The organism is Pseudovibrio sp. FO-BEG1 (assembly GCF_000236645.1).
Taxonomy (GTDB): domain Bacteria; phylum Pseudomonadota; class Alphaproteobacteria; order Rhizobiales; family Stappiaceae; genus Pseudovibrio.
On sequence record NC_016642.1, the window covers coordinates 1,226,959 to 1,241,862 of the forward strand.

Below are 14,904 nucleotides of genomic sequence, written 5' to 3' on the forward strand. Positions count from 1 at the left end.
AACACCTGATCTCTTGCGTCGGATTTCTTGATCTTGAAATTGAAGAACGACTACCAATCAGTCGTTGTCTGTCAAACCAGCACCAGCGCCGCGCAGGCGGGATGCTTCTGTCGCGGGAGCAAAGGTCCGCTGTGCAAATGCTCCAAGGCGCACCCAGCATGCATCCCCAACAACCGCTCTATGGATAGGTTTGCTTTGCGAGAGCATTTGTGCTGCCGCTGAGCATTCAACTCGTTTGGCGTGAGAAGATAAAATTGCCTCAGAGTTGCCCTGAACGCAGAGTTCCTTGCCATTGGTCACCATGCGCGTACCTTCCCATTCCACAGCAACCGGCTGGCCAAGACGAAGGGCTGCGCCGGACGCGAAAGGAACAACCAGCAACGGGTAGTCAACTTCCAGCATTGTTATGATATTGCCCAGCTCCATTTTGATTGCACAGTCACTCATCGCAGCGCCAGCAATCAGTGGGCTTAGCCTGCCCGCTGGAGCACGCCAGATACCTTGAAGTGCCACTGGAGACAGATCAACCGCTGGCAGCCTGTCATTCAACTCTAAGAGTGAGACCAGCAAATCCGGTCCAGGAAATCCAAAGGATGCGAGCCAGCGCGTTCCTTTGGCAGCCTCCTCACATAAGCCCCATGGCAACCCTGCACCACGAGAAGCACGCTTGCACATCGCCTCGATTTCATTGAGAGAATAACTCATCTAGTTGCCTCTGTTCAGTGCTGGATAGACCCAGAAATCATCAGATTGTGACGCCAACTCCTCCGGATAAGGCGCGTTTGCATACATGTTGATGCGTACCCAACGATCAGAGCGTGGATCGAATTGCACTGCGCCGAAAAAGGCGAGTTTACATCTCAGCATATCGATCGGCAGAATATCGCTTGCAATCGTATTGTCGCGGATTTCAGCATAGGGCGCCTGATTGACAATCTGAGCACGGCGAACGATGTGACGGTATTCAGGATGCCTCAGCAGAAACTGAGCGATGTTTTTGTCTTCTGGCCAGTGGCCCAGAGCATGATAAAGCGCAGCTGCATCTCGTCCGGGCGCTAAAGGTTGCTCGTAGTCTTCAATCGGCTCTTCAAAGCGTTCACCCAGGCGTGGCTCCAGCTTCTCCTCAGAGACATACCAGGCCTTTGCTTTGTTCTGCTGATCACTCCAATCAATTTCCAATGCCCAACCATAAACCCGTTCAAGAATTTCCCGCAGATCCTGCAGTGTCATCGCTCCAGCAATGCGGAAAGTTGGCGTGTTGTCAGCGGCCATAGTGTTTGCGAGATCATCAACAAGTGCCCCATAAGGCTCCAGCATCAAGGAAATCAGGCATTCCTGCCCTTCCAGAGACAGTTCCTTTTCTGCCCAGGTATTTAGCTGGTTCCAAGGGTAATCACTTGCATCAGAGATGTTTTCAGCCTGCTGCCGCAACGATACAAGGTCACGCTTGAGCCCTTCAGTCTTTTCAGATTGGACTTGATGATCTGTTGTCCAAGACGCCACCAATAAGATGCTGCGCTCAAGCAATTCACGAAAGAGTTCAATCTCATGTTTATTTGCCTGAGGGAGTGCGCGTACACGTGCAGCCGCTTGTTCCCGCGCGGCAATCCAGTTGTTAAACAGTACTGGATGATTGAGCAGAAATGGCGCCATTCCGAGGCCAGTTGAATTTCCAATGCCCATAGAACGGGCGATAGCGGGATCCAACTTTGCAGCTTTTTCTCCCCCCTTCATACACGCCATATACTCGGCAAGGTCGCGTACAAAAGCTCGTGTCAGAAAGACGGAAAGCATCTCCACCTGGAACGGACTTTGAAACTCAGGACGGTCCGCGATCATTTCGCGATCCGCTGCCCCAAACTTGCCTGATCCATAAACGGCAGTGGTGCGCATGAGATAACCGACAGCTTCGATCTTTTGGAGGTCTGGCTGCTCTCCCTCGGATAGAGCTTCCACGATGTGTTCCCACAAACGTGCCGAACGATTGGCGCGTGACAGCGACAGCTCTGTCTCACAAATGCGTCCAGCCTCTTGCAAAGGTACGTTGTGAGAAAGACGTTCAATATCCTCAGAGGTTGGAATACCGTCAAAAAGAGTGAATGTTGCATCCCAAGCATCTGCGATCACGCGATCTGATCGCTTCTCGGCTGGCAGGTCATGCGAGAAGGCAACTAGAGAATAGGTTCGGTCTGGACCATGAGCGCAATAGACAGCGTGCCCGACACCGCTCTCATCAATATCAAAGATAGGTCGTTCAAAACGCCAGTTATCATTTTGCATGCGTCTCAAAAGAATACGCATGAAGGAAAGGCGTGATTGATGGATTGAACCGAGGCGGCTTAACTTCATCACCTTATCAGGTGCACGCAGCTGAATTGCATCGGTTTCGCAAACACTCATAATCATCTCATCCTCTGGACAATCCGAAGCTTAAATTGCCCGAGCCATATTGGATATATGTGCTCGGGCAATATGCTTAGCTGTCTCTTCCTTTTGCTATTGTGATGCGCAATGCATCCCAAAGTGACGGAATGAGTAGCAACGATACTGGTACCGCGGTGATGACGATAAAGCTCTGCAACTTTGAGACGCCGCCAGACCCTACTGAAATCAGGATCATCGCCATCATACCCATTGCAATGCCCCAGAATACACGAACTGCCATAGCTGGTGTTCCACTCTTAGACATGGTGACAGAGATGACGTAGGTCATGGAGTCACCTGTTGTCGCTACGAAAATCGTTGTCAAAACCAAGAAGAGGATTGAGACAAAGAAGCCGAGCGGCAACTGCTGTGTGATCGCCAAGAGTGCCGCTGGTAGGTTGAAGCCTTCAAATGCAGTCGCAATAGAACCAGCCTGCTGAAGTTCAAACGCAATTCCAGAACCGCCGACAATAGTGAACCAGAAGTTTGTGACAATTGGCGCGACAATGGACAGCATGATTACGATAGAGCGAATGGATCTGCCACGAGAGACACGCGCGATGAACATTGCCATCAACGGGCCATATCCCATAAACCAGCCCCAGAAGAACACAGTCCACCAGCCAAGCCAGCCCGGTTCACCAAAGACACCAGCTTCACCGCGGTAAAGCGCCATGCCGAAGAAGTTGCCAAGATATGTTGCAAAGCCTGAGAAGAAGCTGTTGAAGATGAAGGCTGTAGGGCCCGCGAGCAAAACGAAGAGCAGCAGGCCAGCGGCCAGAATGACATTCAGGCGGCTCAGAAGCTGGATACCTCTGGAAATACCGGAGATGGCTGAAATCGTATAGAGCGCGACTAGGCCAGCAATCACAACAGCTTGTGTTGTAAACCCATCTGGAATGCCAAACAGATCACTCAGACCGTAACTGACTTGCAACCCTAGGAAGCCAATCGGACCCACGGTTCCAGCAACCACAGCAATGATACTTGACGCATCTGCTATGAGGCCAATTGGACCGTTGATCGCTCTGTCGCCAAACACTGGGTAAAGCAAGGTCCGCGGTGCGAGTGGCAATCCTTTTTCATAGTGATAATGCATCAGCATGACGGTACTCAAAGAGCCAAGTATCGCCCAGGCCAAAAAGCCCCAATGCATAAAGCTTTGTGCTATGGCTGCATCCACGGCAGCATCCGTGCCGGCTTCTGCGCCAAACAGTGGAGGCGATGACAGGAAGTGTGCCATCGGCTCACCCGCAGCCCAGAAGACACCGCCACCTGCTAGCAGGGTGCACATGATCATTGCGCCCCACTGGAAGACCGTAAACTCTGGCTTTGCCAGATTGCCCATAATTGCCTTGCCGCCCGGCAATACACAAAGGATCAAGCCCAATAGAAACGTCGACAGAAGCAGCACCTGCCAAAACAAGCCGAAGTATGTTGCAGAAATATTGAAGCCCCAATCAACAAATGCAGATAATACATCGAGATTGATAAGTGCGACTAAGCAGAAGAGCACGATAAAGCCACCTGTAATCGCAAGCAGCGGCATATTGGTATCGTTAGCGTCCTCTACAGATTGCTTGGTAATGTCCGTCATATTTCCCTCCCTGGTGACGGCAATGCAGCATGTTCAGTTAAGCTGAACAGTTCTTCTTCAACTCCGATGGGGGTGAGTTAAGCAGCCTCTTTTCGGCTGGCGCTGCGTGAAAACTGCTTTCATAAAAGCAGTACCAATTTCGGCCCATGATCCCTGCAGTTTCCTCCTCATTGAAACCGACAGTTCGCAAACCTTTTTCAAGGTTGCCAAAATCTTTGTTGCTCTCGAACCATGTAGGCATTGGCGGGAAGCCCGGTGCGCTCGCCGATCCCTCACCGTAGTCCGTCTCTTTTGTCCAACGCCCCATACGCATCCATTCCACGATGCTATCTGGCTGGTCCTGGCAAAGGTCAGAGCCTATGCCCAAATGCTGTGCACCAAACTTCTCTGCAGTCCGCGCAATCATCGTGCAGAAGCTTTCAAGCGTGCACGCCGATTTGTCTTTGAGGTGATGCGGGTAAAGCGAGAAGCCCAGCATTCCGCCATTTTTCACAACGGCCTGAATAACATCATCTTTCTTGTTACGCAGCGCAGGTGCCCAATCAAACGGATTGGCATGCGTGATTGCGATTGGCCTTTCAGAGTAATCCGCAGCCTCAATCGTCGACCGATCGGCAGAATGGCTCATATCCACGACAAGCCCGACCCGGTTCATCTCCCTCACAACTTGTTTGCCCATCCGGGTAAGGCCGGTATCTTCAGCTTCATAGCAACCTGTGGCAAGCAACGACTGGTTGTTGTATGTCAGCTGCATGAACCGTGCACCAAGGCGGTGCACAATCTCAACGAGGCCGATATCGTCTTCAATCGGGCTTGGGTTCTGGAACCCAAAGAGGATTGCTGTGCGGTTGGTTTCGCGTGCAACATCAATATCAGCGGCCACATATGCGGGCATAATGAGGTCAGAGTATTGCTCAAACCAGCGGTTCCACTGCTCAAAATTGAGCACTGTCTCGCGAAAATTCTCATGATACGCGATCGTTACATGAACAGCATCTAATCCCCCCGCACGCATTTGCCGAAAGATTTTCTCAGACCAGTTGGCATACTGAAGATTATCGATCCACATCACACAGGAACTCCGGATGAGATGTAGGAGGTTTTGACGATGGTGTAGAAGTCTTTTGCGTGAGATCCTTGCTCACGTGGACCGTATGAACTGTCTCCACGACCACCAAATGGAACGTGATAGTCAGTGCCTGCAGTCGGCAGGTTCACCATCACACACCCTGTACGCGCGTTTCTGCGGAAATGGGTTGCTCTTGCGAGGTTTTGCGTCACGATGCCTGAAGTCAGTCCGAAGTTGGTGTCATTGACGGTCGCGAGCGCTTCATCATAACTGCCAACCTTGATGACTGCGGCCAATGGAGCAAACATCTCTTCACGGTTGATTTTCATTGAGTTTGTCGTGTTCAGAAAGACACCAGGAGACATATAGAAGCCCTGTGTCGGCATCTCCAGACGTTGCCCACCGCATGCGAGCTCAGCACCTTCGGACTTACCAAGCTCCACATATGCTAGATTTTCATTGAGTTGTTGCTCAGAGACGACCGGACCAATTTGAGTGCCCGCCTGCAATGCGTGACCAACCTTCATGGCCTTTGTGTCAGCAATGAGCTTCTCAACAAACGCATCATGAATGGCTTCGTGAACAACCAGACGGGAAGAAGCGGTACACTTCTGCCCAGTGCCGCCAAACGCCCCTCCGATTGCTAAAGATACAGCCAGATCAAGATCAGCATCATCCATGACTGCAAGAGCGTTTTTGGAGCCCATTTCCATCTGAACACGTGTGAAATTCTGAACAGCTGCGGATGCAATTCCGCGGCCGACCGGGACAGAACCCGTGAAGGAAATCGCATCGACCTTTGGGCTTTCAACCAAACGTTGACCAATGTTACGACCAGAGCCCATGACCAGTGAGAAGAGGCCTTTGGGTATGTCTTGCCGCTCAATAATCTCTGCCAGAGCGACAGCAGAAGCAGGCGTCAAGTTTGCGGGTTTCCAGACAATAGCATTTCCAAATGCAAGCGCTGGAGCAATCTTCCATGAAGCGGTTGCTGTTGGGAAGTTCCACGGAGAGATAACTGCAACAACACCGACCGCTTCTCGGCGAACATCAACCTCAATTCCGTCCCGCACAGAATCTGCGGTTTCACCGATTTGACGCAGTGTTTCAGCTGCATAGTAGGTGAAGAACTGGCCTGCACGGTAGACTTCGCCCTTACCTTCGGCGAGAGGTTTACCTTCTTCACGAGAAAGCAGAGTGCCGAGTTCCTCTGCACGCGCCATCATCTCTGTACCAATCGCATTCAGCACGTTGTATTTGCGTTCAATGCCATAAGCAGCCCATTCCGCCTGAGCAATGCGTGCCTGATCCAAGGTCGCTTCCAGCTGATCTGCGGATGCCTGCGCAAACAGACCAACAAGATCACTCAGATCCGATGGGTTCCGGTTCTCAACTTCGCTTTTGCCAGCGGTCCAGTTTCCTGCAATGAGGTTCAGTTTTGTGTCGACCATGTGATCTGCTGCCTATTCACCCGTAGATTTACTGAGCGGACTATGGACACATGATTCAATTTCAGTCAAAATCAAATTTCTGTAATTTGCTTCAGGAAAATTGAAATGCAGATCAAGATTGAGATGCTTCGTTGTTTCGTCGCGGTTGCACGAACCGGCAACCTTAGTGATGCAGCCGAGGTTCTTGGACGCACACCTTCAGCACTTTCCATGATGTTAAAACAACTGGAAGAAAATCTGGGACAATCATTGTTTGAGACTGATCGTAAGAACCGGCTCTCAGCACTTGGGTCTTTCGTTCTGGAGCAGGCAGAGCGGGAACTTTATCAATTTGACGGCATGGTTCAGGACATTGTGAATTTTGCAAAAGCAAAAAGCGGAAAAGTGCGGTTGGCCGCCGTTCCATCTGTTGCAAGCACAATCATGCCAGAAGTCATTGCACGGTTCCTTTCTATGCGCCCTGATGTTCACATCGAACTTCGCGATATGGATTCTGCTTCCATTCTACGTGAGCTGGAAAAAGACCGGATTGATCTGGGCATTGCCTCTACACAAGGCCACGCCACTTCATTTCATACTCAACCTCTCTTCTCAGATCGTTTCGGTATCCTGTGTCACCGGTCCAGTGGTTTGCTTCAGAAAGGTCAGGACTTGAACTGGGAGGACCTGAGAGAAGAACGCTTGATCGCAAACAATCTGTCTCAATCAATTCAAGTTCCGGCTTGTCAAAGGCTGCATGCTAAAGCGGGACTAAAAGTCCATAACATAACCTCGTTGATAGCAATGGTCCGTAGTCAGATCGGTATAACAATTCTACCTGACACCACCACTCAGATGCTCAATACAGATGAGATCAATTTCATTCCTCTCCCAGATACTAGCATCCAACGCGAGATCCAAATTATTCGAAAATCAGAGACACCACCTTCTCCTGCGGCACAAGCATTGGAGCAAACAATTCTGACATTTGTTCAGGACAATAAGTAAGTTTATCCAACTTCCGAAAGAATGAACATTTGCGGCATCCCTAGCCAGAACTTGCTATCAACTTTTTTAGGGGAGTAAGCAGTAACAGTGCGGGCTTTTCTGGCGTTCGCTGCACGGCCAAATCTCAGGCAATTGAGAGGCGGTTGCTAGCGTCGAGGGCTATAAGCGGTCACTGGAGCTAACCCATCATGGGTTGAGGTATACCTCAATAGCTTTTGCAGTTGTTCTTATCGGTAACCTGGTCGTGTCCAACTGAGTTGGTCGACCCAAACAGAGCAACGGCTCTGTTTGGGCAATTTAAACGGTTAAAGAGGCAAGGCGCCTTCCCAGACGATTTTTCTGTAACGTTCAGGATTGGTGTCGCCCTCGGTGTTGAAGATCAACACAACACTCTCTTCGTTGAGACCAGCTTTTTGTGCCAGTTCGGCGTACTTTGCTTTTGACTTCATCGCGTAAAGCAGGCCGATGTTCAAAGCGCCGGACTCGCCGCCTGTGATCGCAGGGTCCCCTTTGAGTGGGTTGCCAAGAATGCGCATGCCGGTGGCGGCAATGTTATCTTCTGCCGAGATGAAATGATCGCCGCAATCTCTTAGGATTGGCCATGTGATTGGATTTGGTTCGCCGCAGGCCAGACCAGCCATAATGGAGGTCAGGTCACCCTCAACCGCAGTCATCTCACCATTCTCGCTGGAAACAGATTGATAAAGGCAATCTGCAGCGCGCGGCTCGCTGATCACAGACGTGAAGTTCTCAGGTCCGTACGCATCAGCAAGATAGCCCAGAACACCGCCTGCCATAGCTCCGACACCAGCCTGAAGCATAACGTGAGTTGGGTGAGCACCGTCCAGCTTGGCGAGTTGGTCAGCTGCTTCTCCAGCCATCGTCATGTAACCCTGGGAGATCCAGGTTGGTATCTCTTCGTAGCCATCCCAGGCAGTGTCCTGAACAAGCTCCCAGCCGTTCTCTTCGGCTGTTTTATTCGCTAGTCGAACTGTGTCATCGTAGTTCACATCGGTCACAATGCAGTCTGCACCTAAACCCCGGATGCGCTCGACAGCTGACTGAGGTGAGCCCTTAGGCATGTAAACAACAGCCTTCTGTCCCATAGCGCGCGCAGCCCATGCGACACCGGTGCCATGGTTGCCAGCAGTTGCTGTTGTAAAGACCATCGGCCGCTCAAACTTTTGCGAGACAGTCTGCAGGTCGATCTCCGAAATATCGAGATCAAGTTTCTTCGCAAGCAAGCGGCCAAGGGCATAGGAGCCACCCAGGACCTTAAAGGCATTTAGTCCGAAGCGATGAGACTCATCCTTCACGTAAATCGCCTTCACACCCAGTTCTTGAGCTAAGGCAGGAAGACTGGTGAGTGGAGTTGGCTCATAGCCTTGAATCTGACTATGAAACTCACGTGTTTTCTCTGCAACCTGGGTGGTGAACAGTGGACTGGTTTCACCTGTGCGAAAACGATTGCTGCGTATCTTAAGCATCTTGATCTCTTCAACAGCTTGGGCAGGGGGAGGAGAGCTGCGCTCGAAGAGAGTGGGGGAACTCAATCTAAGAGCGCAGCAACAATTGTGTCGTGCAGCTTACTTGACGTATGCGATTGCTTCGACTTCAACCAGCGCGTCTTTCGGCAGACGGCCTGCCTGAATGCAAGAACGTGCAGGCGTACCTTCTGTGCCAAAGACTTCCGTGTAGACTTCGTTAAATGCTGCAAAATCTTCCATTTTAGCGAGGAAGCATGTGGTCTTCACCACGCTGTCGATGCCAGCACCAGCCTCTTCCAGCACAGCCTTCAAGTTGGCCAGTGACATTCTGGCCTGCTCGGTGATGCCACCTTCAGGGAATGCCATTGTTTTTGGATCAAGCGGCAATTGACCAGAGGTGAAAACGAGGTTCTCTAAAACAGTTCCCTGAGAATACGGTCCGATTGCAGCTGGAGCGTTTTCTGTAGCAACTAACTTTTTCATTTTACTTACTCTTTGCTAGTGATCTGAGTTTTTGATTCTCGGATGTACTTGTAGATGGCATGTCGCGTGATCCCGAGTTTTTCCGCCACAAGCACGGTTGCTTCTTTGAACTCGAAAATGTCGCGTTCAAGAAGCAGTTTGGTGACAGCCTTGTTGCTGGCTTTTTGTGTTACCGATGGGTCTGCCTCCACATCTCTGATCGCCTGTTCCAAGGCACCCAAAATGACCTCAGTTGAGTTGGTGCTGAAGCGCTCTGGTGTTGTTTTCTCTGCAACCTCAGCAGCATCTGGAGTGAAGGTGCTGATGATCTCTGAGAAGGGCAGGGATAGATTGATGTTTAGGCAGAACAAGCCAATCGGTTTGCCTGAAGCGCCAAGGATTATCGTCGTTGCTGATTTAAGCAGCTGTCCCTCAGCATTATGCGTGAAGTAGGCTTTCGGAGTCAGATTGCCTGTCTCCTGATAAACCCGCAGCATCTTCAAACCGAGGTCTGTTATGGGAGACCCGATCGTCCGACCCGTCATGTGTCCGTTGACGATCTTGGCAACAGATGTTTCCAGGTTTTTGAGAGAATGCACCACAACCTCACAGTGTGGCCCGATCAAATCCGCGACTGTTTCTGCAATGCGAAAGTAGTTTGCAAGACGATCATCATCATCTTCAAAGAGACATTCTACATTTGTGAAGTCATTGAGGTTGATCATAGCTGTTTTCTCAAAGCTCGCCTGAGTACGTAATAGGTTCCTTATGTTGGTAACCACGTTTCCCGGTGTTTGCAATGAAAAGTTCACTTCATTTAACTGTAAATGCTAATTTTGAGCCGAAATGCGTAATGGTACTGATATTTTATCCACTAAAGAAGACGGAAACCTAGAAATATATATGTATGAACGCCTATTACAGTCTAATATTGTTGACTGAAATGATATTGTATTAAATATGTAACTCAAAGGTTGGTTGAACCCATTTGCGTTCACAAATTTGCAATTTCGGGTCCGGCCACTCTGTCATAAAACGGGAGCACATCATGTCAGAGTTTTCTTTGAGGGGCTTTGAAGTTTCAGAATTTGAAAGCCGGACAGCACGCCTGCAAAAGGTGATGCATGAGCAAAAAGTGGACGCTGTCCTTTTCACGACAGAACCCAATGTCCGCTACTTCTCTGGTTTCTTCACTCAGTTTTGGCACAGTCCAACACGTCCATGGTTTCTGATTGTGCCTCTCGAAGGCAAGCCAATCGCGGTTATTCCAGAGATTGGCGTCACTGGAATGGCGGCAACATGGGTTGACGATATCCGTACGTGGGCATCACCATGTCCTGAGGACGATGGCATTTCTCTGGTTGCCAAGGCCATGAATGATCTGCCTAAAAAGTATGGTCGTGTCGGTGCGACGCTCGGGATTGAATCCTACCTGCGTATGCCAACAAACAACTTCCTGGAACTGCGTGACAAGGTTGAGTCAGAATTTGTTGACGTTGCGCTTGCAATTCACAATCTTCGCCAGATCAAGTCCGCAGCTGAAATCAGCAAGACCCGCCAAATCTGCCGTATCACCAATCAAGCCTTCGACCTCATTCCAAACTACGCAAAAACTGGAATGACCGAGCGGGAAATTTGCAAACAGTTCAGAATTGATATGCTGAGTGCAGGTGCGGATGAATGTCCTTACATTATCGCAGGGTCCGGCCCTGATGGATATGACAGCATCATCATGGGCCCAACGGACCGCGTATTGAATGACGGTGATGTTCTCATCATTGACACAGGCGCAGTCAGAGACGGCTACTTCTCAGACTTTGATCGCAACTGGGCGTTTGGCTCTGCAAGTGAAGAGACACTTGCTGCCTATCGCGCAACATGGGAAGCAACAACCAAGGGCTTTGAAGCTGCCAAGCCGGGCAACACGACGACAGACATCTACAATGCAATGTGGAGTGTCCTGGAAGCTGCCGGCGCTCTTGGCAATGATGTAGGCCGCATCGGTCACGGCCTTGGCATGGAGCTGACAGAGCGCCCATCTCACACAGCAACCGACAATACTTTGCTCGTGCCAGGTATGGTTCTGACTTTGGAGCCGGGCATGAACTACGCGCCAGGTAAGCAGATGGTTCATGAAGAAAACATCGTCATCACAGAAGACGGTGCAGAGTGGCTCACTGAGCGCGCAGCACCGGAAATGATCATCATTAAATAACAAGCATGAGCCGTCCCCTCGGGGCAGGGAGACGGCTTCCCTCCTATGCAGTCAGGATAAATTGCTTCGGCATTGCTTATCCTTAGCTCTGTAGCGGTTAACTCAGGGGAGAGTTATGAGTAACCAAGCTGTACAACAACTAAAACAAGGTAAGATGCTCTTTGCCAGCACGATGACATTCATTATTGTCGTGGTTTTGTCAGGCATCCTGTTCCCAGATCAACTGTTTAATGTCGGTGTAAGCACCATGAACTATCTGACCGATAAATTCGGTTGGATCTACATGGCGGGCTCCTTTGCCTATGTCATGGTGATGTTCTTCTTCGCCTTCAGTAAATACGGTAACATCCGCTTTGGATCGGATGATTCCAGACCAGAATTCAGCACCTTCTCATGGATTGCGATGCTGTTCTCCGCTGGTATGGGTACCGTAATGCTCTACTGGGGTGTTGCAGAGCCTGTTTATCATTATATCAATCCACTAGAGACAACAGGTATTGCTGCACAAACACCTGCAGCAGCTGAGTTTGCTATGAAGCAGAGCTTCATTCACCAGGGCATTCAGGCCTGGGCTGCATTCTCTGTGGTGGGTCTGATCCTTGGCTATCTGATGTACCGTAAAGGTGAAAGCGGTCTAATCAGTAACATTTTGCTCCCATGGGGACGTGACAAAGCCAATGGCGGCTGGGGTAAGCTGGTTAACCTGATCTGTGTATTTGGCGCGATCGCTGGTATTTCTACTTCACTTGGTCAGACAGGTCTGTCTCTGTCCATCAGCTCATCTTACCTGATCGGTACACCTGATGGTCCGATGACCAAGATTATACTGGTGGGCGCGATCACTCTGATCACCATTCTTTGTACAACAACTGGTCTGGAAAAAGGCATCAAGCTTCTTTCCGACTACAATGCTTACCTGTTGGTTGGCCTGATCGTTCTTGTTGGCGCACTTGGCCCAACAACCCAGATGATCAACGTGTACTTTGACACAATGGGCAACTACATGAACGACTTCTTTACAGACGCGTTGATGTTGCCAACATTTGCCGCTGATAAAGAAACTTCCTGGATTGGTGGCTGGCCTATTTACTACTACGCTTGGGCAATTGCTTGGGCACCGTTCGTAGGTCCGTTCATTGCACGTGTTTCCAAAGGCCGTACTGTTCGTGAGTTCATTCTTGGCTCCATGATCTTGCCTTGCCTTGGCATCTTCCTTTGGGTTGCATTCTTCGGTACCATCGGCCTGGAAGCATCTCCTGAAGCACTTGAAGCTGCTGCTGCATCTTCCAAAGCTGCAACCTTCATCGTACTGGAAGACTTCCCACTGGGTACAGTTATCTCCATCGGTGTTGTGATTGCTCTGTTCACCTGCTTCATCACTTCCATGAACAGCTCAACCTTTACTCTGAGCTCCATGAGTGAAGATGGTTCCCTGAACCCAAGCAATAAGCAAAAGGTTATGTGGACTATCGCACAGGGTGCGATGGCTTTGACACTGATGCTGGCAACCAAATCCGGTATCGATCTGTTGCAGTCCATCAGCTTGATCTTCGCTCTGCCATTGATGTTTGTGCTCTTCGTGGCAATGATCAGCACATTCAAGATGTTCCGCGCAGAATTTGCTGAAGAAAAGCAAGTGAATGAAGACGTGCCAGCAATCAAACAAGCTGCAGAATAAAAACAAATAAAGCGAAGAGGCAGCCGCTCCGGGGCTGCCTTTTTGTAGTTTCTTAAAGGAGGTAAGGGAACTTCAATGAGCAACATCCAAGAACAAGTTATTGCGTGGCGTCAGCATTTGCATCAAATGCCGGAGTTTGGCTTTGAAGAAGTGAAAACGTCCGAGTTCATTGCCCAGAAGCTGGAAGAATTCGGCATTGAAGTTCACCGCAATATTGGTCGTACCGGACTGGTAGGCGTGCTCAAATGTGGTGATAGCGACCGCACGATTGGCCTGCGTGCAGACATGGACGCCCTCAAAATTACCGAGGAAAATGACTTCGCATATAAGTCTCAAACCGATGGCATGATGCATGCTTGCGGTCATGACGGACATACCACCATGCTATTGGGCGCAGCTCATGAGCTTGCCAAATACAAAAATTTTGACGGCACGGTCTATTTCATTTTCCAGCCGGGTGAAGAGCACGGTGTTGGTGCAAAGGCAATGATCGAAGATGGTCTGTTTGACCGTTTCAAGATGGATGCCATTTATGCCATGCATAACCTGCCGGGCGTCCCAGAAGGGCACTTCGTAACCAATCCGGGCTCAATCATGGCTTCCGAAAGTAGCTTTGAAATCGAGATCATTGCAACGGGTAGTCACGCTGCTATGCCTCATATGGGCACAGATCCAATTGTTGTTGGCGCACAAATTGTTTTGGCTTTGCAAACAATCACTAGCCGAAACTTGAGTTCAATTCATGAGCCAGCTGTGATCTCGGTAACTGAGTTTACTACCAATGGCACGACGAACGTCATACCATCCTCTGCAACAATCAAAGGGGATACTAGGTGCTTTACAGATGAGGCTCTGGCAAAGATTGAAGCTGCAATTGAACGTGTTGTAGCAGGTCAGTGTGTTTCAGCTGGCGTGGAATACAAGTACAGTTTCCAAAACACATTCCTCTCCACCATTAATACGCCAAAGGAAACAGCCGTTGCTGTTCGAGTTGCAAAAGCTATAGCCGGAGAAGGCAATGTAGATGGCGAGGCACCTCCATTCACGATCTCAGAAGACTTCTCCTTCATGCAGCGCAAAATCCCAAGCTGTTATGTTCTCGTGGGTAATGGAAAAGAGGGCGAAAAAGGCGGTACTGCGTTGCATAAACCTTTTTACGACTTCAATGACAATATCCTCATGACAGGTGTCCGCTTCTGGACTGCTCTTGTAAGTGATCAACTCACAAAAGTGTAACATCAGGAGCAACTCGTTGCCTTCTCACTAGGGGAGGCTGGAATTTTCAGGTGAGCAGAGCTTACTTGCAAAGCTCTGCTGCATCACCACCCGGCGATTTCTTCAACCCTTGAGAGAACCGCCCGAATGTCCACAAGTAGCCCGAAGCATCTCAAAGTAGCCCTATGCATTACCAGTTTTCAGCGCTGCAACGAGCAGCCGCAAGAGCCCGCATCTTACCAGCTCATACTCCGAGATACTAACGACAGTCACCCAGCATGTTCTTTAATTGCTCTGATTTTTGGCCATTTTTGCAGCT

The 14,904-nt window shown here is 49.9% G+C and carries 12 protein-coding genes; 4 read left to right on the forward strand and 8 right to left on the reverse strand.

What is annotated here, in order from left to right:
- Window positions 1–57: 57 nt before the first annotated feature.
- From PSE_RS05720 to PSE_RS05740, 5 genes are all read right to left on the reverse strand, one after another.
- A complete protein-coding gene (locus tag PSE_RS05720; protein WP_014283985.1) occupies window positions 58–705 on the reverse strand; it encodes a DUF3726 domain-containing protein in 648 nt (215 codons plus the stop codon).
- Window positions 706–2,400, reverse strand: a complete 1,695-nt coding sequence (locus tag PSE_RS05725; RefSeq protein ID WP_041768026.1) for a hypothetical protein — start codon at window positions 2,398–2,400, stop codon at window positions 706–708.
- Between the two features lie 76 nt (window positions 2,401–2,476).
- Entirely contained in the window at window positions 2,477–4,021 is a 1,545-nt protein-coding gene (locus PSE_RS05730) for a BCCT family transporter (RefSeq protein WP_014283987.1), read from the reverse strand.
- Between the two features lie 37 nt (window positions 4,022–4,058).
- Entirely contained in the window at window positions 4,059–5,090 is a 1,032-nt protein-coding gene (locus PSE_RS05735; protein ID WP_014283988.1) for a membrane dipeptidase, read from the reverse strand.
- Complete coding sequence (locus PSE_RS05740; RefSeq protein WP_014283989.1) at window positions 5,090–6,541, reverse strand: aldehyde dehydrogenase family protein; 1,452 nt, start codon at window positions 6,539–6,541, stop codon at window positions 5,090–5,092. Before PSE_RS05740 ends, PSE_RS05735 begins: the two co-directional genes overlap by 1 nt.
- 105 nt (window positions 6,542–6,646) lie before the next feature.
- On the opposite strand from PSE_RS05740, the gene PSE_RS05745 reads away from it, so the two are divergent.
- Entirely contained in the window at window positions 6,647–7,528 is an 882-nt protein-coding gene (locus tag PSE_RS05745; protein WP_014283990.1) for a LysR family transcriptional regulator, read from the forward strand.
- A gap of 305 nt (window positions 7,529–7,833) precedes the next feature.
- On the opposite strand, the gene dpaL is transcribed toward PSE_RS05745, so the two are convergent.
- From dpaL to PSE_RS05760, 3 genes are all read right to left on the reverse strand, one after another.
- Window positions 7,834–9,015 (reverse strand): diaminopropionate ammonia-lyase, encoded by a 1,182-nt coding sequence (gene dpaL, locus PSE_RS05750; RefSeq protein WP_041768028.1) that lies wholly within the window; start codon window positions 9,013–9,015, stop codon window positions 7,834–7,836.
- Between the two features lie 99 nt (window positions 9,016–9,114).
- The gene (locus tag PSE_RS05755) at window positions 9,115–9,498 is read right to left on the reverse strand and encodes a RidA family protein (protein ID WP_014283992.1); all 384 of its coding nucleotides are present in this window, start codon (window positions 9,496–9,498) and stop codon (window positions 9,115–9,117) included.
- 5 nt (window positions 9,499–9,503) lie between these two features.
- The gene (locus PSE_RS05760) at window positions 9,504–10,202 is read right to left on the reverse strand and encodes a transcriptional regulator (RefSeq protein WP_014283993.1); all 699 of its coding nucleotides are present in this window, start codon (window positions 10,200–10,202) and stop codon (window positions 9,504–9,506) included.
- A gap of 323 nt (window positions 10,203–10,525) precedes the next feature.
- Between PSE_RS05760 and PSE_RS05765 the strand changes: the two genes are divergently transcribed.
- The 3 genes from PSE_RS05765 to PSE_RS05775 all read left to right on the forward strand — a co-directional run bounded on the left by PSE_RS05765 (window position 10,526) and on the right by PSE_RS05775 (window position 14,606).
- Window positions 10,526–11,692 carry a Xaa-Pro peptidase family protein gene (locus tag PSE_RS05765; protein WP_014283994.1) on the forward strand — a complete coding sequence of 389 codons (1,167 nt, stop codon included), beginning with the start codon at window positions 10,526–10,528 and terminating at the stop codon, window positions 11,690–11,692.
- 115 nt (window positions 11,693–11,807) lie between these two features.
- On the forward strand, window positions 11,808–13,370 hold the full coding sequence (locus tag PSE_RS05770; RefSeq protein ID WP_041768030.1) for a BCCT family transporter: 1,563 nt from the start codon (window positions 11,808–11,810) through the stop codon (window positions 13,368–13,370).
- 75 nt (window positions 13,371–13,445) lie between these two features.
- Complete coding sequence (locus PSE_RS05775; protein WP_014283996.1) at window positions 13,446–14,606, forward strand: M20 aminoacylase family protein; 1,161 nt, start codon at window positions 13,446–13,448, stop codon at window positions 14,604–14,606.
- Window positions 14,607–14,904: the final 298 nt, after the last annotated feature.